This window comes from Pseudomonas sp. Van50, from assembly GCF_055390755.1.
On sequence record NZ_AP024343.1, the window covers coordinates 6,965,690 to 6,986,754 of the forward strand.

The 21,065-nt window shown below is 61.1% G+C and carries 17 protein-coding genes and 1 pseudogene; 8 read left to right on the forward strand and 10 right to left on the reverse strand.

The annotated features are described in order from the left end of the window. Positions 1-194: 194 nt before the first annotated feature. The gene (gene oadA, locus ACZ5M5_RS30270) at positions 195-2,003 is read right to left on the reverse strand and encodes a sodium-extruding oxaloacetate decarboxylase subunit alpha (protein WP_060739972.1); all 1,809 of its coding nucleotides are present in this window, start codon (positions 2,001-2,003) and stop codon (positions 195-197) included. A 13-nt stretch (positions 2,004-2,016) separates the two neighbouring features. Further along, positions 2,017-3,432 (reverse strand): acetyl-CoA carboxylase biotin carboxylase subunit, encoded by a 1,416-nt coding sequence (locus ACZ5M5_RS30275; protein ID WP_025216234.1) that lies wholly within the window; start codon positions 3,430-3,432, stop codon positions 2,017-2,019. A 187-nt stretch (positions 3,433-3,619) separates the two neighbouring features. Between ACZ5M5_RS30275 and ACZ5M5_RS30280 the strand changes: the two genes are divergently transcribed. After that, positions 3,620-4,582, forward strand: a complete 963-nt coding sequence (locus ACZ5M5_RS30280; protein WP_060739971.1) for a LysR family transcriptional regulator — start codon at positions 3,620-3,622, stop codon at positions 4,580-4,582. Here the strand turns inward: ACZ5M5_RS30280 and ACZ5M5_RS30285 are convergent. Then, positions 4,524-4,733, reverse strand: a complete 210-nt coding sequence (locus tag ACZ5M5_RS30285) for a PA3496 family putative envelope integrity protein (protein WP_060739970.1) — start codon at positions 4,731-4,733, stop codon at positions 4,524-4,526. The genes ACZ5M5_RS30280 and ACZ5M5_RS30285 overlap by 59 nt on opposite strands. A gap of 250 nt (positions 4,734-4,983) precedes the next feature. After that, a complete protein-coding gene (gene hexR / locus ACZ5M5_RS30290; protein WP_003187110.1) occupies positions 4,984-5,850 on the reverse strand; it encodes a transcriptional regulator HexR in 867 nt (288 codons plus the stop codon). A gap of 423 nt (positions 5,851-6,273) precedes the next feature. Here hexR and ACZ5M5_RS30295 point away from each other — a divergent pair, with 423 nt between their 5' ends. Continuing rightward, positions 6,274-6,588 (forward strand): hypothetical protein, encoded by a 315-nt coding sequence (locus tag ACZ5M5_RS30295; RefSeq protein WP_060739969.1) that lies wholly within the window; start codon positions 6,274-6,276, stop codon positions 6,586-6,588. A gap of 68 nt (positions 6,589-6,656) precedes the next feature. Here the strand turns inward: ACZ5M5_RS30295 and ACZ5M5_RS30300 are convergent. Continuing rightward, positions 6,657-9,529, reverse strand: a pseudogene (locus ACZ5M5_RS30300) (putative bifunctional diguanylate cyclase/phosphodiesterase). Between the two features lie 262 nt (positions 9,530-9,791). On the opposite strand from ACZ5M5_RS30300, the gene uvrD reads away from it, so the two are divergent. The 3 genes from uvrD to ACZ5M5_RS30315 all read left to right on the forward strand — a co-directional run bounded on the left by uvrD (position 9,792) and on the right by ACZ5M5_RS30315 (position 13,711). Continuing rightward, positions 9,792-11,975: a DNA helicase II gene (uvrD, locus tag ACZ5M5_RS30305; protein WP_060739967.1), complete on the forward strand. Its 2,184-nt coding sequence runs from the start codon at positions 9,792-9,794 to the stop codon at positions 11,973-11,975. A gap of 312 nt (positions 11,976-12,287) precedes the next feature. Beyond that, a complete protein-coding gene (locus tag ACZ5M5_RS30310) occupies positions 12,288-13,163 on the forward strand; it encodes a Tim44 domain-containing protein (protein WP_060739966.1) in 876 nt (291 codons plus the stop codon). 140 nt (positions 13,164-13,303) lie between these two features. Further along, the gene (locus ACZ5M5_RS30315) at positions 13,304-13,711 is read left to right on the forward strand and encodes an SMI1/KNR4 family protein (protein ID WP_003187120.1); all 408 of its coding nucleotides are present in this window, start codon (positions 13,304-13,306) and stop codon (positions 13,709-13,711) included. Between the two features lie 13 nt (positions 13,712-13,724). Here ACZ5M5_RS30315 and ACZ5M5_RS30320 read toward each other — a convergent pair whose 3' ends face one another. Further along, positions 13,725-15,488 (reverse strand): cation:proton antiporter, encoded by a 1,764-nt coding sequence (locus tag ACZ5M5_RS30320; RefSeq protein WP_464738379.1) that lies wholly within the window; start codon positions 15,486-15,488, stop codon positions 13,725-13,727. A 279-nt stretch (positions 15,489-15,767) separates the two neighbouring features. Here ACZ5M5_RS30320 and ACZ5M5_RS30325 point away from each other — a divergent pair, with 279 nt between their 5' ends. After that, on the forward strand, positions 15,768-16,253 hold the full coding sequence (locus ACZ5M5_RS30325; protein ID WP_060739964.1) for an acyl-CoA thioesterase: 486 nt from the start codon (positions 15,768-15,770) through the stop codon (positions 16,251-16,253). 122 nt (positions 16,254-16,375) lie between these two features. Here the strand turns inward: ACZ5M5_RS30325 and pdxY are convergent, their stop codons facing one another. After that, positions 16,376-17,248 carry a pyridoxal kinase PdxY gene (gene pdxY / locus ACZ5M5_RS30330; protein ID WP_464738380.1) on the reverse strand — a complete coding sequence of 291 codons (873 nt, stop codon included), beginning with the start codon at positions 17,246-17,248 and terminating at the stop codon, positions 16,376-16,378. A 119-nt stretch (positions 17,249-17,367) separates the two neighbouring features. Between pdxY and ACZ5M5_RS30335 the strand changes: the two genes are divergently transcribed. Then, a complete protein-coding gene (locus tag ACZ5M5_RS30335; RefSeq protein ID WP_060739962.1) occupies positions 17,368-17,790 on the forward strand; it encodes a DUF3301 domain-containing protein in 423 nt (140 codons plus the stop codon). A 12-nt stretch (positions 17,791-17,802) separates the two neighbouring features. Here ACZ5M5_RS30335 and ACZ5M5_RS30340 read toward each other — a convergent pair whose 3' ends face one another. Beyond that, the gene (locus ACZ5M5_RS30340) at positions 17,803-18,768 is read right to left on the reverse strand and encodes a CobW family GTP-binding protein (protein WP_060739961.1); all 966 of its coding nucleotides are present in this window, start codon (positions 18,766-18,768) and stop codon (positions 17,803-17,805) included. Between the two features lie 27 nt (positions 18,769-18,795). Between ACZ5M5_RS30340 and ACZ5M5_RS30345 the strand changes: the two genes are divergently transcribed. Then, entirely contained in the window at positions 18,796-19,149 is a 354-nt protein-coding gene (locus ACZ5M5_RS30345) for a hypothetical protein (RefSeq protein ID WP_060739960.1), read from the forward strand. Here the strand turns inward: ACZ5M5_RS30345 and ACZ5M5_RS30350 are convergent. Both ACZ5M5_RS30350 and zigA read right to left on the reverse strand, forming a co-directional pair. Then, on the reverse strand, positions 19,146-19,796 hold the full coding sequence (locus tag ACZ5M5_RS30350) for a DUF1826 domain-containing protein (RefSeq protein ID WP_464738381.1): 651 nt from the start codon (positions 19,794-19,796) through the stop codon (positions 19,146-19,148). The genes ACZ5M5_RS30345 and ACZ5M5_RS30350 overlap by 4 nt on opposite strands. Further along, positions 19,796-21,004 carry a zinc metallochaperone GTPase ZigA gene (gene zigA, locus ACZ5M5_RS30355; protein ID WP_060739958.1) on the reverse strand — a complete coding sequence of 403 codons (1,209 nt, stop codon included), beginning with the start codon at positions 21,002-21,004 and terminating at the stop codon, positions 19,796-19,798. Before zigA ends, ACZ5M5_RS30350 begins: the two co-directional genes overlap by 1 nt. Positions 21,005-21,065 lie beyond the last annotated feature (61 nt).

Below are 21,065 nucleotides of genomic sequence, written 5' to 3' on the forward strand. Positions count from 1 at the left end.
CACCACCCTCCCCTGTGGGAGCAAAGCTTGCTCGCGATGCAAGCGACTCGGATCCAGCTTGGTACCGAGGCACTACTATCGCGGGCAAGCCTTGCTCCCACAGGCTCGCTCCCACAAAGGACTGCGGAAAATGGGCAAAAAAAAAGGGGAGCACATGCCCCCCGAGGTTAAAACGTTGTATCGAGGCTGTTCAGTCAGCCTTCGATCTCGATCAGGATCTCGCCCGGGTTGACCCGGTCGCCCTTGGCCACATGAATGGCGGTGACCTTGCCGGCGATGGCCGCCTGCACTTCGGTTTCCATCTTCATGGCTTCGGTGATCAGCACCGCTTGGCCGGCCTTCACCACGTCGCCCTCCTTGACCAGGACATCGACGATGTTGCCCGGCATGGTGGTGCTGACATGGCCCGGCGCAGTGGCTTGCTTGCGCTTGCTGCTGCCGCCGCTGACAAACTCATTGAGCGGTTCGAACACGACCTCTTCCGGCATGCCATCGATGGACAGGTAGAAGTGACGCTTGCCTTCGGCCTTGACGCCCACACCGGTGATGTCGACGCGGTAGGTTTCCCCGTGAACGTCGATGACGAACTCGGTCGGCACACCTTCGCCGCCCGCGGAGCTGACGCTGCCCGCCTCGGGGATCGGCAGCAGCACTTCCGGGGTCAGGGTGCCGGCGTCGCGTTCTTCGAGGAACTTGCGACCGATGTCCGGGAACATGGCATAGGTCAGCACGTCCTCTTCGGACTTGGCCAGCGCACCGATTTCGCCACGCAGCTTGGTCATTTCCGGCTTGAGCAAATCGGCCGGACGCACGTCGATCACCTCTTCGCTGCCGATGGCCTGGCGACGCAGCTTTTCACTCACCGAACCCGGCGCCTTGCCGTAGCCGCCCTGCAGATAGAGCTTCACTTCGTTGGTGATGGTCTTGTAGCGCTCACCGGCCAACACGTTGAAGAACGCCTGGGTGCCGACGATCTGCGAGGTCGGGGTCACCAGCGGCGGGAAGCCGAGGTCTTCGCGCACCCGCGGGATCTCCGCCAGCACTTCGTTCATCCGGTTCAGTGCGCCCTGCTCTTTCAACTGGTTGGCGAGGTTGGAGATCATCCCGCCTGGTACCTGGTTGACCTGGACGCGGGTGTCCACGGCGGTGAACTCGCTTTCGAACTGGTGGTACTTCTTGCGCACGGCGTAGAAGTACAGGCCGATTTCCTGCAACAGCTCCAGGTCCAGACCCGTGTCGAATTCACTGCCTTTAAGGGCCGCGACCATCGATTCGGTGCCCGGATGGCTGGTGCCCCAGGCGAAGCTGGAGATCGCAGTGTCAATGTGATCGGCACCGTTTTCGATGGCCTTGAGCTGGCACATCGCGGCCAGGCCGGCGGTGTCGTGGGAGTGGATGAACACCGGCAACGATTGCTCGGCCTTCAGCGCTTTCACCAGTTCGCCAGTGGCATACGGGGTCAGCAGGCCGGCCATGTCCTTGATCGCCACCGAGTCGCAACCCATGGCTTCCATCTGCTTGGCCTGGGCCACGAACGCCTCGATGGTGTGCACCGGGCTGGTGGTGTAGGCGATGGTGCCCTGGGCGTGCTTGCCGGCGGCCTTCACCGCTTCGATGGCGACCCGCAGGTTACGCACGTCGTTCATCGCATCGAAAATACGGAACACGTCGATGCCGTTGACAGCGGCCTTGGCCACGAACGCCTTGACCACATCATCGCTGTAATGGCGGTAGCCCAGCAGGTTCTGGCCGCGCAGGAGCATCTGCAAGCGAGTGTTGGGCAGCGCCGCGCGCAGTTGGCGCAGGCGCTCCCACGGGTCTTCCTTGAGGAAGCGCACGCAGGCGTCGAATGTCGCGCCGCCCCAGACTTCCAGCGACCAATAGCCGACTTTGTCGAGCTTGTCGCAGATCGGCAGCATGTCTTCGGTGCGCATGCGGGTAGCGAGCAGCGATTGGTGGGCGTCGCGCAGGATTGTGTCGGTAACAAAGATCTTCTTGGACATGGTCATACTTTCCTTACAGGCCTGCGTGGGCGGCAATGGCGGCGGCGATGGCCAGGGCCAGCTCTTCGGGTTTGCGCTTGATCGAGTAGTTGGTCAGTTCAGGGTGGCTTTCAACGAAGCTGGTATTGAACTGGCCGCTGCGGAATTCCGGATTGCGCAGGATCTCCTGGTAATACGCGGCGGTGGTCTTGACCCCCTGCAGGCGCATGTCATCCAGGGCTCGCAGGCCACGGTCCATCGCTTCTTCCCAGGTCAACGCCCAGACCACCAGTTTCAGGCACATCGAATCGTAGAACGGCGGAATGGTGTAGCCGGTGTAGATCGCCGTGTCGGTGCGCACACCCGGGCCGCCAGGGGCGTAGTAGCGGGTGATCTTGCCGAAGCTGGGCAGGAAGTTGTTTTTCGGGTCCTCGGCGTTGATCCGGAACTGCAACGCGAAACCCCGGTGCAGGATGTCTTCCTGCTTGACCGACAGTGGCAGCCCGGAAGCGATGCGGATCTGTTCGCGAACGATGTCGATACCGGTGATTTCTTCGGTGATGGTGTGTTCCACCTGCACCCGAGTGTTCATCTCCATGAAGTACACCTCGCCTTCGGCGAGCAGGAACTCCACGGTGCCAGCATTCTCGTAGCCCACGGCCTTGGCCGCGCGCACCGACAGGTCGCCGATGTAGGCGCGCTGCTCGGGGGTCAATTGCGGGCTCGGGGCGATTTCGATCAGCTTCTGGTTGCGGCGCTGGATCGAGCAATCACGCTCGAACAGGTGCACCACGTTGCCGAAACTGTCCCCCAGGATCTGCGCTTCGATGTGCTTGGGGTTGACGATGCATTTTTCCAGGAACACTTCCGCCGAACCGAATGCCTTGGTGGCTTCGGAGATGACCCGGGGGAAGGCCTGTTCCAGTTCTTCCCGACTGTTGCAGCGACGGATGCCGCGACCGCCGCCGCCAGACGTGGCCTTGAGCATCACCGGGTAACCGATCCGATCACCTTCGGTCAGCGCTTCTTCAATGCCCGATACGTTGCCTTCGGTGCCTGGCGTGACCGGCACACCGGCCTTGATCATGCTGCGGCGCGCTTCGGTCTTGTCGCCCATGCGGCGAATGACTTCCGCCGACGGGCCAATGAATTTGATGCCGCGTTCAGCGCAGATGTCCGCCAGTTCGGCGTTTTCCGAAAGGAAACCGTAACCGGGGTGCAAGGCATCGCAGCCGGTTTCCACCGCCAGGTTCACCAGTTTGCGCGGGTTGAGGTAGCCGGCCAGCGGATCGGCGCCGATGCTGTGGGCCTCGTCCGCACGCTTGACATGCAACGCATGACGGTCCGCGTCGGAGTAGACCGCGACCGAGCGAATGCCCATCTCGGCGCAAGCGCGCACGATGCGGACGGCAATCTCACCACGGTTGGCGATCAGGATCTTTGTTATCAATTGGAGGTTCCCTTGAGCCGGTGATACCACGGCCTGAGGTCCAGGCCGACGCGTGACCAGATGTAACAATTGGTCGCAGCTCCACACTAGTCCTGGCCGTGGATTAACAAAAATGAATAATTATTGGGTCATGCATAAGCAAAGACTTATAGTTGCGTTACCCGCCCCACCCCAGAGTGCTTAGAAAATGCGTAAGTCATTGATGCGTATGACATTGCGTCAATTGCAAATTTTCAACGAGGTGTGCGACCTGAGGTCTTACAGCCGTGCAGCCGACGAAATGTCTCTCACACAACCGGCCGTTAGCCTACAGATTCGATCCCTGGAAGAGCTGATTGGCCAGCCGCTGTTCGAGTATGTCGGCAAGAAACTCTACATGACCGAAGCCGCCGAAGCCCTGCAACGTGCCAGCCGAGACATCTTCGGACGCCTGGAAAACCTCGATATGCAGCTCTCGGACATGCAGGGGTCGCTGCAAGGTCAATTGAAGCTGGCGGTGGAGTCCAGCGCCAAGTACTTCGTGCCGCACCTGTTCGCCGCGTTCAAGCGCCAGCATCCGGAGGTCAATCTGAACCTCACGGTGGTCAACCGGGGCCAGGTCATCCGCCGCCTCTCGGACAACCGTGACGACCTGGTGATCATGTCCATGGTGCCCCAGGACATGGGCCTGGAGTTCCTGCCCTTCCTCAACAATCCGATCGTCGCCGTGGCGCCGCCCGATCATCCGCTGAGCCACCTGGGTCCGCTGCGCTTGCAGGACCTGGAGCCCTACACGCTGCTGTTGCGCGAACCGGGGTCCGGCACACGACTGGCCTGCGAGGAATACTTCAAGGAGAAACGGGTGCACTTCACCCAGACGCTGGAAGTGGCGTCGGCGGAGGCCCAGCGCGAATGCGTGGTGGCCGGGCTGGGCGTGGCGCTGTTGACGCGCCACGCCGTGAGCCGGGAGCTGTCGTCCGGCGCACTCATCGAGCTGCCGGTGGAGGAATTGCCGCTGTACCGCAGTTGGTGTCTGGTGCAGGCCAGGGCCAAGCGCCTGTCACCGGTGGCCCACGCCTTCCTGGCGTTCGTGCGCGGCGAGCGCGCTCAGATCATTGGCCTGGTTGAGCGTTTCGACGGGAAACCGCCGACGATGCCTGCCAGTAATTGAATTCTGCCGCGTCAGGAAATTCGCTGATCTCGGCCAGGAGCTGACGCTGCTCATAGCGGTCTTCGATGGCGCGACGGAACGCCATGCGGCGCTGATCTTCCTGCTGACGACGGGTTTTGACGGCGCTGCGTTCTTCGTAGGACTGGGTCATGTCGAGACTCCCAAGACGTATACGGGAGTTTCACGATGAAGGCGCGCGATGACCGTTTGGCGGCGCGGGGGTTACAGAACGATGAATTCGGGCGGATGACACCCTGTGGCGAGGGAGCTTGCTCCCGCTCGGCTGCGCAGCAGTCGCACCTGCCAATGCGGCGTGTCTGGATAATCGTTTGGGGGTCGCTTCGCAACCCAGCGGGAGCAAGCTCCCTCGCCACAGAAGCCCCAAGTTTCAAGACCGGGGCTCAGTCGTCCAGCGCCTTCACCGACTTGGGCGACAGCCGCAGGCTGCGAAGGCTGCGCTTCACGCTCTTGAGGTGGTTGACCAGGCTCGGGCCACGGGCCATGGCGACGCCCATTGCCAAGACGTCGATCACCACCAGGTGGGCGATGCGCGAGGTCAGCGGCGTATAGATCTCGGTGTCTTCATGCACGTCGATGGCCAGGTTCACCGTGGACAGCTCCGCCAGTGGCGTCTGGCTCGGGCACAAGGTGATCAGCGAGGCACCGCTTTCACGCACCAGGTTCGCGGTGATCAGCAGATCCTTGGAACGCCCCGATTGGGAAATACAGATCGCCACATCGGTGGGTTTCAACGTCACCGCCGACATGGCTTGCATGTGCGGGTCGGAATAGGCTGCCGCCGTGAGCAGCAACCGGAAGAACTTGTGCTGGGCATCGGCCGCCACCGCGCCCGAAGCGCCGAAACCATAGAACTCGACACGCTGGGCCTGGGACATGGCCGTGACGGCTTTTTGCAACGCCACCGGGTCAAGCTTCTCGCGAACCTCCATCAGCGTATGCAGGGTGGTGTCGAAGATTTTCAGGCTGTAGTCCGCCACCGAGTCATCTTCATGGATCGCAAACTGACCGAAGCTCGCCCCGGCGGCCAGGCTTTGCGCCAGCTTGAGTTTCAGGTCCTGGAAACCCGAGCAACCGATGGCCCGGCAGAAGCGCACGATGGTCGGTTCGCTGATGCCGACGCTGTGGGCAAGATCGGCCATGGAGCTATGCATCACGGCCGCGGGATCAAGCAGTACGTGATCGGCGACTTTCAGCTCCGACTTGCGCAGCAAGTGGCGTGACTGGGCGATGTGTTGCAACAGGTTCAAGGGGCTGGACTCTTGTTATGGGCAAATGCCGGGATGTAGCAAGCTTGTAGTTATACTACAAGAATTGGCGCTTTGCCCGTCCAAAACGTAACTGGATTGCCGCGCCGCCCCTTTGTTTTGGCCGAGGATCGCCAGATGTAGCAGCCTGGACCGTAGCGCCAACCCTCTGCGCTGCCGATCGGTTGATCCCCAGACGCGACCTGAGCCTCTGGCTGGGGGAAAACCATCTATTCAATCACTGACTACTTCCCCAACAACATACTCCGGCCGTCATCGATAATATGACCCACGAAAAATCTGACAACTCACTCAACAACTAACGTCTTCTTACAATCCCAATCGCAATTTCCCAGACACTATCAAGTCAAAGTCGATATATTGGCTCCCGCAGGACGCAATCAACTAACTACAGGAGTTACTATCATGAAAATCACAACTAAAGATTGGACCGCACAAATCGATCGCATGCCAGGTGCCGCGTCGTTCCGTACCTTTGGCACTGTAACCGTACCCCACACCGGCATTACGCCAACGCTGGTACGAAGCCCAATGCAGGACAAGTCCTTTGATCTGCGACTGGAATTGAAACTTGAATCTTCCACTGAAGTTTCGCTGCCGGTCATAACCGACAAAGTCGTCGAATACAAAGTACCCGGCGAGTCTCATGTCACCGGCGTGAGCATTTTTTTCGAAGGGCAGTTGCTGCATCACATTGATGACGTACTCGTGACCAACTAAGCGCATGTTAATAACTTCCCGCCAGACACTAAAAGCGTCTGGCGGGAAGTTCCAATCGAGGATCTGACTCATTCAGTCAAGTGTTGCATCCGCAACAACCCGGCCAGCCCATCAGCTTCCACTGGCCGACTGATCAGATACCCCTGCACCTCATCGCAACGCTCGTTCCTGAGGAAATCGAGCTGCTCCTGCCGCTCGACGCCTTCGGCCACTACCTTGAGCGACAGCCCATGGGCCATTGCGATGATTGCCCGGGTAATGGCGGTATCCACGCTGCCCTCGCCCAGCCCGCGAATGAATGCCTGGTCGATCTTCACGTAGTCCACCGGGATACGTTTGAGGTAGCTCAGGGATGAGTAGCCGGTGCCAAAATCGTCGATCGCCAGTTTGACCCCAAGATCACGCAATTGCTGGAATGTGGCGATGATGTGTTCGACGCTGTCGAGCAACTGGCTCTCGGTCAACTCCAGCTCCAGGTACTGGGGCGCCAGACCGGTTTCTTCCAGCACTTGTCGCACCAGGCTGACCAGCTTGCCCTGGCGCAATTGATGCACCGACAGATTGACCGACACCCTGATCGGCTCGAGCCCCTGGCGCTGCCATTCGCACGCCTGCCAACAGGCCTGGCGCAACACGAACTCGCCAATCGGCCCGATCAACCCGGTCTCTTCGGCCAGGCCGATGAAATCCCCCGGCGGAACCCGCCCCATGGCCGGATGATCCCAGCGCACCAGCGCCTCGGCGGCGTTCAGGCGACCGGTCGCCAGGCACAGTTTCGGCTGATAAAAGACCGTCAGTTGTTGCTCTTCCAAGGCCTTGCGCAGTTGGTTTTCCAGTTGCAGGCGCTCCAGCGTGCTGGCCTGGAGGCTCTCGGTGTAGAACTGGAAGTTGTTGCCCCCAAATGCTTGGCGTGCTGCATGGCCATGTTCGCCTGGCTGACCAGCGTGGCAATTTCCCGCGTGTTGTCAGGCAACAAGCTGATGCCGATGGAAGCACTGAGCACCAGCTCATGGCCCTCGATGGTCAGCGGCACGCGCAGCTTGGAAGCCAATCGGGTCGCCACCCGCGCCAGGCTTGAAAGGTTGCCGTAGGCATCGAACAACACCGCAAACTCATCGCCGGATAACCGGGCGATGGTATCCGCCTCGGGCAGTGCATTGATCAGGCGCCGCGCCATTTTCTGCAACAACTGGTCGGCGATGTCATGGCCGAGGCTGTCGTTGAGCAATTTGAAACGGTCCAGGTTGATATGCAGCAACGCCAGGCTGCGCCGTCCACCCTGGCGCACCCGCTGATGCGCTTCGTTCAGGCGTTCGCGAAACAGCGAACGATTCGCCAACCCAGTCAATTCGTCGTAATGGGTCAGGTAGCGCATCCGCTCTTCGGATTCGCGCCGTGCCGAAAGATCGGCGAAGAAGCCCACGATATGGCTGACATTTCCCCGAGCATCGCGCACGACGTTCAGTTGCAGCCACTGCGGATACAGCTCGCCGTTGGCCCGCGCCTCCACCAACTCACCCTGCCAGGTGCCGTGCTGCTTGAGCGATTGGCGAATGACGGGGTAGTGCCGGCGCGCATCGCGGCTGCACGGCAGGTCGACCACGTTGCGCCCAAGCATGTCCTCGATATTGAAACCGGTGACCCGCGTGAACGCCTGATTGGCGGCGAGCAGCAGGTAGTTGGGGTCGAAAATCACAATGCCTTCGCTGGCGGCCTCGAACACCGTGGCCGCCAGCTGGCGTTGCTGCTCGAGTTCCTTGCTGGCGCTGATGTCGCGCCGGGTGCCGACCATGCGCAGCACCCGTCCGCTCGCGCTCCGCTCCACGGCCCGGCCGCGGTCTTCGATCCAGACCCAGTGACCATCGCCATGACGCACACGGTATTCGATCTGGTAATCCTCGCTGCGACCCTTGAGGTGTTCGACCAGGGCCCGCTTGAGCGCCGGCACGTCCTGGGGGTGCAGGCGCGGGGTGAGGTGGCTGAGCATCGCCGTGACGTATTCGGGCTCCAGGCCGAACAACTCCTTGAGCTGGGTGTGATGGACTTCGTCAGTCTGCAGGTTCCAGTCCCACAACCCCAGCTCACTGGCCTTGAGGGCCAGGGCCAGGCGCGCCTCGCTCTTGCTCAGGGCCTGGCTGGCGACCTCCAGTTCAAGGCTGCGTTGCGCGACCCGCGCCTCCAGGCCAACCTGGGCCGCCCGCAGTTTCTCCTCGGCCGAGCGACGTTGCTCGACCTCCCGGGCCAGTGCCTCGTTGAGCAACGCACTGCGGGTTTGGGTTTGCTGCAGATGCTCGATCAGGGCCTGGTTCTGGAAGCGGCGCAGCATGCCACTCTGGATCAAGCGATTGACTTGCCAGGCCACTACGCTCAGGGAAACCAGCACGATCAACCCCAGCCAGCCCCACCCATGTTGCTGCTCATCGCCGCCCCAGAAGAGATAACCGATGGCCGGTAACAGGCAGGGCAAGGTGAAGGACAGGAACGCTGGAAGGCTCACGGCATAGGCCACACTGGCCGACAGCACCGCCGCGCCAATCAGGCCGAACACCCAGGCCTGCTGCTGGAAGCTGTCGGCCGGGACCAACGCGATGCCGGCCCCGGCCAGCGTCAGGCCGGTCATCGCCGAGCCCAGCAAAAACATGCGCAACCAGATCGGATGCGCCTGGCGGCCTGGCATCGCCGAATCGAAAGCTGCCACTTGGATCACCCGCAGCGCCACCAGCGACAACAACCAGACGAGCCAGACGCTGACCAGGAAATAGCGCCGCGGCTCCCATAACAGCGCGGCGCAGACCAGGCCATTGAGCAGCATGAACAGCGTAGGCAGCAGTGAGCCTTGATACAACAGACGTGTTCGCTCGACCGCCATCTCCGTGGCGTACTGCTTGCAGATGACCCGCGGTTCCACACAGGGGCCCGCCGGATCGGAATTGAGGGTCATTGGCACTGTTCTTGTTCTTATTCAGTCAAGCGTGGAGAACCCGAAACGAGCACCGAGCATACACAAGCCATGGGCCATCCCACACTGCCCCAGCTCATAAAAACCAGGAAAAAAGTCGCTATTTCATTGGGTGGCGCCACTCCCGAGCGAGTCCCGCCAACGCCTGTAGCCTGTGACCCGCCGGTCATCACCAAGCGGTCTTTCTATCGGCTGATGCAAAGCTCGGTTTGCCCGGGGTGACGCCGCACCCTAGAATGCCCCGATGCGCGATGATCTCTCCCTTCTGCTGAACTCCCTCAACGATGCCCAACGTCAGGCCGTAGCTGCCTCCGTGGGTCGTCAGTTGGTCCTGGCCGGTGCCGGCTCCGGTAAAACCCGAGTGCTGGTGCACCGTATCGCCTGGTTGATCCAGGTCGAGAACGCCTCGCCCCATTCGATCCTGTCGGTGACATTCACCAACAAGGCCGCGGCCGAGATGCGCCATCGCATCGAACAACTGATGGGCATCAATCCCGCCGGTATGTGGGTCGGCACCTTCCACGGCCTGGCGCACCGCTTGTTGCGGGCGCATTGGCAGGAAGCCGGGCTGAGCCAGACCTTCCAGATCCTGGACAGCGACGACCAGCAGCGCCTGGTCAAGCGGGTGATCCGCGAGCTGGGCCTGGACGAGCAACGCTGGCCCGCGCGCCAGGCCCAATGGTTCATCAACGGCCAGAAAGACGAAGGCCTGCGCCCGCAGCACATCCAGGCCAGCGGCGACTTGTTCCTGGCGACCATGCGCAGCATCTACGAAGCCTACGAGGCGGCGTGCCAGCGTGCCGGGGTGATCGACTTTTCCGAGCTGCTGCTACGGGCCCTGGACCTGTGGCGCGACCACCCAGGCCTGCTGGCCCACTATCAGAAGCGCTTCCGGCATGTACTGGTGGACGAATTCCAGGACACCAACGCCGTGCAATACGCCTGGTTGCGCCTGCTCGCCAAGGGCGGCGACAGCCTGATGGTGGTGGGTGACGACGATCAGTCGATCTACGGCTGGCGCGGCGCCAAGATCGAGAACATTCACCAGTACTCGGCGGACTTCCCTGACGCCGAAGTCATCCGCCTGGAACAGAACTACCGCTCGACCGCCGGCATCCTCAAGGCCGCCAACGCCCTGATCGCCAACAATACCGGGCGCCTGGGCAAGGAACTGTGGACCGACGGCGGCGAAGGCGAGGCGATCAACCTCTACGCCGCCTTCAACGAACACGATGAAGCCCGCTACGTGGTGGAAACCATCGAGAGCGCGCTGAAAACCGGCCTGGCCCGCAGCGACATTGCCATCCTGTACCGTTCCAACGCCCAATCGCGGGTGCTGGAAGAAGCGTTGCTGCGCGAACGGATCCCCTACCGCATCTATGGCGGCCAGCGCTTTTTCGAACGTGCTGAAATCAAGAACGCCATGGCCTACCTGCGCCTGCTCGAAGGTCGTGGCAACGACGCGGCCCTGGAGCGGGTGATCAACGTGCCGACGCGAGGCATCGGCGAGAAAACCGTCGAAGCGATTCGCGATCACGCGCGCCACAGCCACGTGTCCATGTGGGAAGCCATGCGCCAACTGGTGGCCAACAAAGGCGTGACCGGTCGCGCCGCCGGCGCCCTGAAGGCCTTCATGGACCTGATCGAAGACCTGGCCGCCAAGTGCGGGGAGATGCCTCTGCACTTGATGACCCAGACCGTCATCGAGCAGTCCGGCCTGATCGCCTACCACGAAGCGGAAAAAGGCGAGAAAGGCCAGGCCCGGGTGGAAAACCTCGAGGAGCTGGTCAGCGCCGCGCGCAACTTCGAGAACACCGAAGAAGACGAAGACCTGTCGCCGCTGTCGGCCTTCCTGGGTCACGCCTCCCTGGAGGCCGGCGACACCCAGGCCGACGAACATGAAGACAGCATCCAGCTGATGACCCTGCACAGCGCCAAGGGCCTGGAATTCCCCTACGTGTTCCTCGTGGGCATGGAAGAAGGCCTGTTCCCCCACAAGATGAGCCTGGAAGAACCGGGACGCCTGGAGGAAGAACGGCGCCTGGCCTACGTTGGTATCACCCGTGCCATGCAGAATCTGGTGCTGACCTACGCCGAAACCCGACGCCTTTATGGTAGCGAGACCTACAACAAGGTGTCGCGCTTCGTACGTGAAGTGCCGAAGGGCCTGATCCAGGAAGTTCGGCTGTCCAACAGTGTCAGCCGACCGTTCGGCGGCGGCCAGCAACAAAGCACCAGCAGCCTGTTCGGCGGCAGCGACATCCCGGAAACCGGCTTCAGCCTCGGCCAGACCGTGCGGCACTCGGTGTTCGGCGACGGCGTCATCCTCAACTTCGAAGGCGCCGGCGCCCAGGCCCGGGTGCAGGTGAACTTCAGCGAAGGCAGCAAGTGGCTGATGCTGGGGTATGCCAAGCTCGAGGCGATCTAGAGATTTCGTAAGAAGGACCTTGCTGTGGGAGCAAGGCTTGCCCGCGAGGCGGTGGCACATTCGACACAGGTGCGCCAGACAGATCGCTATCGCGGGCAAGCCTTGCTCCCACAGGTATTTCTCCCTATCCCACATTAGTCTCCGACCAAACTTATTTACTTTTCCTACAGCCCAAAGCGAACAGGCCCTCTTGCACAGCTGAAGCTGAACCTCACCTGTCATGCAAAAGCCAGAAACACTCTGCCGCTAGCCAGCAACAGTTCAGCTGTGCAACATGGCCCGCGTGCTATCCACAAATGGGAATGCCTTTATATGAAACGTTTTCTTAGCGTCGCCATGGCGTTGTGCATCGGCCTGACGATGGCCATCGATGCCAATGCCGCCAAGCGCTTTGGCGGTGGTAAAAGCTCGGGGGCAGCCCCGACTCACCAGACCAGCCAGATGGCGCCGTCTTCTGCCGCCGGCTCCACCGCTGCCACCGCAGGCGCGGCCGGTGCCGCTGGCGCTGCCACCAAGGCCAGCGGCGCTTCCCGCTGGCTCGGCCCCCTGGCCGGCATCGCCGCCGGTGGCTTGCTCGCCTCCATGTTCATGGGCGACGGCTTCCAGGGCATGCAGATCTTCGACATCCTGATCATGGCGGTCATCGCCTTCCTGGTCTTCCGCTTCATTGCCGCTCGTCGTCGCAAGCAGCAGGAGCAACTCGCTCCAGCCGGCCACGCGCCGATGCAGCGTGAAGTGTTCAACCAGCAGCCTGCCAGTGGTTCGATCTTCGGTGGTTCGGCAGCGCCTGTGGCCGCTCGTCCGGTCATCAATGCGCCGGCCTGGTTCAACGAGCAGCGCTTCATCGAAGCCGCGCGCAACCACTTCATGGCCCTGCAGCAGCATTGGGACGCGAACGAAATGGACAAGATCGCCGAGTTCGTGACCCCGCAACTGCTGGAGTTCCTCAAGCGCGAGCGAGCCGAGCTGGGTGATGGCTTCCAGTCCACCTACATCGATAACCTGCAGGTGCAACTGGACGGTGTCGACGATCGCGCCGACAAGACCATCGCCACCCTGACCTTCATCGGTGTGTCGAAGGATTCTCGCTTCGACAAGGGCGAAGCGTTCAGCGAAAGCTGGAACATGGAACGCGCCCAGGGCGATGACCAGCCTTGGCTGGTGGCAGGTATCCGCCAGAACGGTTGAACCTTTGCCCGTTTTGCATGTTGAAATAAAAGAACCCCGGCCCAGGCCGGGGTTTTCTATTTCGCGGTTGCATCTATAGCGAGCTACTGTATAAACCGCTTCATATAAAACCGCGCCATCGAGAAAGAGGATCCCCGGACGTGGAAGAAATCATCGAACAATTGCGTGAAGCCAACGAACCCGTACCGGTCCCGCTGGAGTTGCCCGACGAAGATTTGCTGGTAGAGATCGAAGAGCAGCTGTTCATCGATATCCCATTCGTCTTCAGGGAGTTTTTGCTGACCGTCAGCGATGTCGTCTACGGCAGCCTGGAGCCGGTGACCGTCACCGATCCACAATCCCACACCTACCTGCCGGACGTGGCCGCCAACGCCTGGGATGCCGGTGTCGACCGCAGCCTGATCCCGATCTGCCAGGACGGCGACGATTATTACTGCGTCGAAGAGGACGGCACGGTGGTGCTGTGGCAGGCCGAAGAAGAACTGATCGCCGAGGAAACCTGGGAATCGGTCTGGCACTGGGCCCGGGACGTCTGGCTGGAAAGCTGAGCCCCGCCGCCGGTCAATGCCCGGACGACTCCTTGTGGTTGTCCAGGGTTTCAAGCAAGGCCACCTGCATCCGCGTATGCAGGCGGATGAACCAGCGCCAGAGCAATGCCGCCACGGCAGTCGCCACCACGGCGATCAGTACGAGCAACTTGTTGGTCGGCAGAATGCTGGCCGACAAGGCTGCCAAGAGCAGGAAAATCACCAACAGCGAGAGAATCGGGATCACTTCGGCGATCACCCGACGCACACGCTGGGTGTGGCGGCCAGCCATCTCCGGCTTCACGCCCATTTCCGCCAGCAGCATCGACAGCGCCTTGAGTTTGCGGTACGCGGCGATCAGGAACGGTAGCGACAGCAGCAACGCCCCACCCCAGATCAGTGCTTTCTGCCAGCTCGGGTCGCTGATCCAGGCTTGCAGGTAAGCCGACATCCGTTCGGCGAAAAAACCACCCGAGACAAAAATCGCAATCACCAGCGCCAGGTTGACGCCGACCTGCAGCAAAATCCGCCGGATCATCGACGCCACCATCGCCCCTTCACCCTGGGGTTGGATGCTACGCAGCCATTCCCCGTACATCCCCAGCACCCGCGTCAGGCGCTGCGGCATGACCGTTGCCAGCTTGACGGACAGCGGGTCGGCAGCTCGGATCAGGTACGGCGTCATCAGTGTGGTCAACACCGAGACGGCGACCGCGACCGGATAGAGGAAATTGCTGGTGACCTGCAGGGTCATCCCCAGCGAAGCGATGATGAAGGAAAATTCGCCGATTTGGGAAAGCCCCATCCCAACGCGCAGCGAGGTGCGTCCGTCATTGCCGGCGATAAAAGCACCAAGGCCGCAGGACAGCATCTTGCCGAGCACCACTGCGCCAGTGATCACCGCAATCGGCCAGGCGTACTGCAACAGTATCGCCGGATCGAGCATCAACCCGATGGCGACGAAGAAGATCGCGCTGAACAGATCACGCACCGGCTCCACCAGCCGCTCGATTTTCAGTAGCTGCCGGGACTCAGCCATGATCGCACCGATCAGGAACGCCCCGAGCACCATGCTGTATTCCAGTTTCACCACCAGCAGGCAGAAGCCGAAACACAAGCCCAGTACGGTAATCAGCAGCATTTCGTTGCTGTCGAACTTCGCCACGTAGGCCAGCACCCTCGGCACCAGCAGAATGCCGATGACCAACGCGACGATCATGAACAGCGACAACTTGCCGACGGTGGAAAACACTTCGCCGGAGCTCACGGTGCCGCTGACGGCAATGCTCGATAGCAAGGCAATGATGCCAATGCCCAGGATGTCCTCGACGATCAACACCCCGAAAATCAGCTGGGCGAAGCGCTCGTTTTTCATCTTCAGGTCGTTGAGCGCCTTGACGATGATCGTGGTGGAGGAAATGGCCAGGATGGCGCCGAGGAACAGCGAGTCCATGGTGCTCCAGTCGAACCAGCGGCCGATTTCGTAGCCGATCCAGATCATCAGCACAATTTCGAGGAACGCCGCAATGAAGGCCGTGGCGCCGACCTTGAACAGTTTGCGCAGGCTGAATTCAAGGCCCAGGCAAAACATCAGGAAGATCACCCCGAGCTCGGCCAGGGTCTTGATCGTGTCTTCGTCATGGATAAAGCCGAACGGTGGCGTGTGCGGACCAATGATGAAGCCGGCCACGATGTAGCCCAATACCACCGGTTGTTTGAAACGATGAAAGAGTACGGTCACCAACCCCGCCGCCATCATGATGATCGCCAAATCCTGGATGAAACTGATGGCATGCATGTCGGGGCTCCCTGTTCAAAAATGACTCACTGCAGAGCTGGAGAAATCCGTTTCCTCTGTAGGAATTGCCCTCGCAACGGGCTTTTGAAGGGTAACACCGCGACTTCCGACAAAAAGACGGTGCAATATATGGAAACAGATCCATCGGCGCGTGACGGCAACCACAGGCGCAGCGTCCCGATATCGTGTGGTTTTTAAAACCTGGTGACCTGTTCGCAGGCCACCCCTAGCACCCGCAGAGGTGCCTCCCGAATGACTGCCTTGAACCGTGAGTACGTTATGGAACCCGGAAACGCCCAGCTGTCGATGACGGTGTTGATGACCCCCGATATGGCCAACTTCTCTGGCAATGTCCATGGCGGCACCTTGCTCAAATACCTCGACGAAGTCGCCTACGCCTGCGCCAGCCGCTACGCCGGACGCTACGTGGTGACCCTGTCGGTCGACCAGGTCATCTTTCGTGAGCCGATTCATGTCGGCGAACTGGTGACCTTCCTGGCCTCGGTGAACTACACCGGCAACACGTCGATGGAAGTGGGCATCAAAGTCGTGACCGAAAATATTCGCGAGCGCTCGGTGCGCCACACCAACAGTTGCTTCTTCACCATGGTTGCGGTGGATGACCAACGCAAACCCGCGACCGTGCCGCCCTTGCAGCCGCAAAACAGCGAAGAAAAACGCCGCTACGAACAAGCCCAGCAACGCCGGCAGATCCGCCAGGAACTGGAGAGGCGCTACCAGGAGATCAAGGCGGACGGGCCTTAATCGGCCGCCGGGAGCGCGCTTGCTCGCGATGGCGGTGTCACAGCCAGCATCGATGTTGAGTGTGATGGCCTCATCGCGAGCAAGCTCGCTCCCACAGGGATTTGCAGCATCTCCACGGGCGATCAGAGGCTGATTGGCACAGCCTCGAAGCGCACCCGTGGATGGGCGATCCGGTCCTGGGCGCGGACCAGTTCCAGCTCATAGCTGGTACAGGCCTGGGTCTCCAGCAACACTTCGTGCACCGCCGCGGCGGTGAATTCGAACGCCGCGACCAAACTGTCCCCCAGCAGAATCCGCGCCAGGAACAGGCCCGACGTCAGATCGCCCACCCCCACCGGCTGGCGCGGGAAAGCCAGCAGTGGACGACGCAGGTGCCAACTGTCATTGGCGGTCACCAGCAGCATTTCGAAACTGTCATCGGGTTTGCCGGGGTAGGCCAGGTGCTTGACCAGCACCGCCTTCGGGCCACGGGCCAGCAACGCGCGGGCCATGGCCAGGCAGTCCAGCAACGACTGCGCCTTGCGCCCCGAAAAACTGTCCAGCTCCAGTTGGTTCGGGCACATGAGGTCCGCCACGGCAGCGGCTTCTTCCAGGAGAAATTCGCTCACCTCGGGCGCCACGATGCAGCCCTTCTCAGGGTGCCCCATGACCGGGTCGCACAGGTACAGCGCCTTGGGGTTGGCGGCCTTGATCCGCGCCACGCCCGTCAGAATCGCCCGCCCCTGAGCCGCGCTGCCCAGGTAACCGGACAACACCGCATCGCAATGCCCCAGCTCACCGATAGCGGCAATGCCATCTACCAATGCCGGTATCTGCTCTGGCGCCAACACCTCACCGGCCCATTGGCCGTACTGGGTGTGATTGGAAAACTGCACGGTATTGAGAGGCCAGACGTTCACGCCGACCCGCTGCATCGGAAACACCGCGGCGCTATTGCCAGCGTGACCGAACACCACGTGGGACTGAATGGCAAGCAGATGAGGCGTACGTTTCATGCGGGAAGTTTCCGTAAAACGATTGAAATTCAAGCCGCGCAGTATGCGACTAAACACAGCCTGTACGACAGACCGGCGAGACAGTTAAGCTGACAGCAACTTGTTGGAGCACTTCGTTCATGCTGACCCTTGGAAACATCTTCGTGCTGATGCTGCTGGCTACCGGCGGCGCCTGGCTGTGGCACAACCATGGCTTGCGCGAACGGGCGTTGGCGAGGGTCATGCAGCATTGCGCCAACCTCAAGATCGAGCTGCTGGACGGCAATGTAGCGCTGAAAAAAATCGGCTTCGTGAAGGACGCCAATGGACGACGACGCCTGGCTCGCGTCTACAACTTCGAGTTCACCGTCACCGGCGAAAGCCGCCATTCGGGCACCATCACCCAATTTGGTGCCCACAGCGCACACATAGAGCTGGCGCCCTACCCGATGCCCTTCGAAGAAACACCGCCAGCGCCCATCGAACCGGTCCAGACCAGGCCCAGGGCTGAAGTCATCGAATTGAGCCAGTGGCGCCAGGAACACAACAAGTGGAAGCCTTGAAACAAGGCTGATTCAGGAACATCGACAACTCACCAGACCGGCTTTCAGGCGATCGACGTCTTGCGGCTGATGGAAAATCAGCTCGACCCGAGAATCCTGGCGCCACTCGCTGGTTTGCCAGCCCAGCGCCTCCCCCTCCAACGCATTGGCTGAAACCCAACCGTCGCGGCTGTAGATAACCATCTTCGCCCGTTTCCAGCCCTGGTCTTGTAGCCATCGCGTCAGCGCCGCCGCGTCGAATCGTTGGCTTGGGTGCCAGCGCCAGCCGATACTCCAGCCTCCGTCCTGCTGCTGATACAGGCAGATGGGTTGCGTCGGGTCGGTCCAGATGGCCGGGATCTGCCCCAGACTCTTGGGCAGGTTCACGTTATCCACAGACCCGCTGCCCCGAGCCGCCAGGCCTGGCAATCGATCGATCGGTAATGCCCCGTGTTGCGTCCAGTACAACGCAGACCCTGACAGTTGCGCCGTCACCCGTTCGCGATCGGCTTGCGTGAGGCGCTCGGATTTGTTCAGCACCAGCAGTCCGGCATCCGCCAGGGTTTGTCGCTGCGCATCGGGCAAGGGTTTGCCGTCCGCCATCGCCCGGGCATCCAACACCAGCACACAGGGTTGTACCGCGAGCACGCCGAGCCAGGGCGCTTCACTCAGTTGCCGCATCAACTGTGCCGGATGACCCAGGCCCGAGGGTTCGATGAACAGCCGATCCGGCCGGGCCTTGCGCAGCAAACGCCCAAGACCGATCTGAAACGGCGCGCCATTGACGCAGCACAAACAGCCGCCGGCCACTTCGCCCAGTGCGATACCATCGCCAGCCTGGGTCAGCAGCGCGGCATCCAGGCCGATCTGGCCGAACTCGTTGATCAGCACCGCCCAGCGTTCATTGGCCGGTCGCTGGGCCAGCAGATGCTTGATCAGGCTGGTCTTGCCGGCGCCCAAGGGGCCGGCGATGACATGGGTGGGAATGTGCTGCAACATAATCGACGGCTTTCGAAGGAGGTGAACATGCGATTGATCGGCTGGTTGTTACTGGCACTGACGTCGGACCAGGCGCTGGCCCAGGCCTGCGTGGTTCACAGCCAGGCGGAGCGACTCGATGTGAAAGTCTGCCAACAGAACCGCAGCATTCCGCAGAAGCTGTTTGCCGATGGCTTCTGCCAGCCAAACCTTGCCGGCCAGAAGGTCGAGGTGCAATACGTCGATCAATGCCCTGGCGGCGCGTTCGGCGTGTGCAGCAACGCCCAGGTCGCCAATATGCCTTACCGCCAGGATATTCACTATTACGGCGTGGCGACCGATGCCGCGTACCTGCAGCCATTTTGCGAAGGGCAAAGCCAAGGCACCTGGCTCAAGCCCTAAGCCAGCCAATCCAGCGTGAGAATCAGGCGACGCTCTCCCGGCGCAGGCGCCGGCGAGCGATGGATCAGGCCGAACCCCTCATTACCGTGCCATTTCTCGCCTTTAAGCAAGCCGACATCACCGCAACCAAACTGCTGGATCACACGCGGATCAACCGGCTCTGCCTCAGGCAGTGCCAGGTGCCGACGGTCCATCGCCTCTTCCTTGAGCCACTGGCTGCCGACGCCCGCATAAGTGGTCAGCAGCCGCACCGGTACGTGGTCAACGTGGAAGCGCGGGCACATGGCCTTGTCCAGCGTGCGCAGGCGCAGACCGACACGTTGCGCGCCCAACAGGCAGGCAAACGCACAGACCAGCCAGGAAACATCGGCGATAAAACCCTCATAGCCCCGCAGGTCACCGAAACCCGCGGCCAGACCGTGCAGCGCTGGCTGGGTGTCTTCCTCTGGCAAATCGAGCACCCGTGATTCAGCCAGCGGCTGGTCCATCACCAGCACCATGGCCGCAAAATCGCTGATGTGGGCGGGAAGCTGACGCTGCCAGAGCGCCAGGTTGGTGCCGTCGTCCAGGATCTGCGTGAATACCCCTGGCGTATCACCTTGGACCTGTCGTACCTGCGTCGCTCGTTTCAGACTGGGCGCCAGCATCACGCTGCAACCTCTTCATGCCACGGCCCGAACGGATCCGGCAACAAGCGCCAATTTTCGACCCCGAGGGCCATTTCCGCATCGGTGAGCAGGCAAGCATCCAGTTCAGCGGCGAGTTGGCCAAAATCAATGTCCTGGCCAATGAAGACCAGCTCCTGACGGCAATCGCCTGTGGCAGCCAGCCAGTTCTTCATGATCGCCGCGGTGCTCTCTTCGTCCTGCGGCCATTGGTTTTTCGGCACGAACCGCCACCAGCGCCCGGCGAAGCCATGTCGCATCAAGCCGCCAGCCTGAGACCAGCTGCCCGCCTCCTCAGGTTTGCTGGCCAGCCAGAAGAACCCCTTGGAGCGCAGGAGTTTGCCATTGGGCCACGGCCGGTCGATGAAGTTGAAGAACCGCTGGGGATGAAACGGTCGGCGAGCCCGATAAGCGGTCGAGGCGATGCCGTATTCCTCGGTTTCTGGCACGTGCTCACCGCGCAGCTCCTGTAGCCAGCCAGGTGCCTGGGCGGCGCGTTCGAAGTCGAAAAGGCCTGTGTCGAGGATTCTGCCCAGTGGCACCTGCCCCATGACCATCGGAATGATCTGCGCCTGGGCGTTGAGACGCTGCAGAATCGCGGTCAACTCTTCCCGCTCATGCTGGCTGATCAGGTCGATCTTGCTGATCAGAATCACGTCGGCAAACTCGATTTGTTCGATCAGCAGATCGGTGATCGAGCGCTCATCCTCCTCACCCAGGGTTTCGCCCCGTGACGCCAGGCTTTCGGCGGCCTGGTAATCCAGCAGGAAATTCACCCCATCGACCACCGTGACCAGGGTATCGAGTCGCGCCACATCGGCCAGGCTTCGGCCCTCTTCATCCCGAAACGTGAAGGTTTCCGCCACTGGCAGCGGTTCGGAAATACCGGTGGACTCGATCAGCAAGTAGTCGAAACGCCCTTCCCTGGCGAGTTGCCCGACTTCTTCGAGCAAGTCCTCGCGCAACGTACAGCAGATGCAGCCGTTGCTCATTTCCACCAGTTTCTCTTCGGAACGACTCAGGGTGACATCTCGCTGGACTTCGCTGCCATCGATGTTGATCTCGCTCATATCGTTGACGATCACAGCAACCCGCAGGTTGTCGCGATTCCGCAGGACGTGATTGAGCAGTGTGCTTTTACCGGCACCGAGGAATCCGGAAAGTACGGTGACGGGAAGACGATTGGGCATCAGGTATATCCTCATCGGGCGGCCGCTTCGATGACGGCTCGTTTTCAGGGTTTGGTTGTTT

What these genes read in the sequence shown, in the direction of transcription:
- oadA (WP_060739972.1), bottom strand. Translation starts at nt 2,003, where the DNA reads ATGTCCAAGAAGATCTTTGTTACCGACACAATCCTGCGCGACGCCCAC.
- ACZ5M5_RS30280 (WP_060739971.1), top strand. Translation starts at nt 3,620, where the DNA reads ATGCGTAAGTCATTGATGCGTATGACATTGCGTCAATTGCAAATTTTC.
- ACZ5M5_RS30285 (WP_060739970.1), bottom strand. Translation starts at nt 4,733, where the DNA reads ATGACCCAGTCCTACGAAGAACGCAGCGCCGTCAAAACCCGTCGTCAG.
- ACZ5M5_RS30295 (WP_060739969.1), top strand. Translation starts at nt 6,274, where the DNA reads ATGAAAATCACAACTAAAGATTGGACCGCACAAATCGATCGCATGCCA.
- uvrD (WP_060739967.1), top strand. Translation starts at nt 9,792, where the DNA reads ATGCGCGATGATCTCTCCCTTCTGCTGAACTCCCTCAACGATGCCCAA.
- ACZ5M5_RS30310 (WP_060739966.1), top strand. Translation starts at nt 12,288, where the DNA reads ATGAAACGTTTTCTTAGCGTCGCCATGGCGTTGTGCATCGGCCTGACG.
- ACZ5M5_RS30320 (WP_464738379.1), bottom strand. Translation starts at nt 15,488, where the DNA reads ATGCATGCCATCAGTTTCATCCAGGATTTGGCGATCATCATGATGGCG.
- ACZ5M5_RS30325 (WP_060739964.1), top strand. Translation starts at nt 15,768, where the DNA reads ATGGAACCCGGAAACGCCCAGCTGTCGATGACGGTGTTGATGACCCCC.
- pdxY (WP_464738380.1), bottom strand. Translation starts at nt 17,248, where the DNA reads ATGAAACGTACGCCTCATCTGCTTGCCATTCAGTCCCACGTGGTGTTC.
- ACZ5M5_RS30335 (WP_060739962.1), top strand. Translation starts at nt 17,368, where the DNA reads ATGCTGACCCTTGGAAACATCTTCGTGCTGATGCTGCTGGCTACCGGC.
- ACZ5M5_RS30340 (WP_060739961.1), bottom strand. Translation starts at nt 18,768, where the DNA reads ATGTTGCAGCACATTCCCACCCATGTCATCGCCGGCCCCTTGGGCGCC.
- ACZ5M5_RS30345 (WP_060739960.1), top strand. Translation starts at nt 18,796, where the DNA reads ATGCGATTGATCGGCTGGTTGTTACTGGCACTGACGTCGGACCAGGCG.
- ACZ5M5_RS30350 (WP_464738381.1), bottom strand. Translation starts at nt 19,796, where the DNA reads ATGCTGGCGCCCAGTCTGAAACGAGCGACGCAGGTACGACAGGTCCAA.
- zigA (WP_060739958.1), bottom strand. Translation starts at nt 21,004, where the DNA reads ATGCCCAATCGTCTTCCCGTCACCGTACTTTCCGGATTCCTCGGTGCC.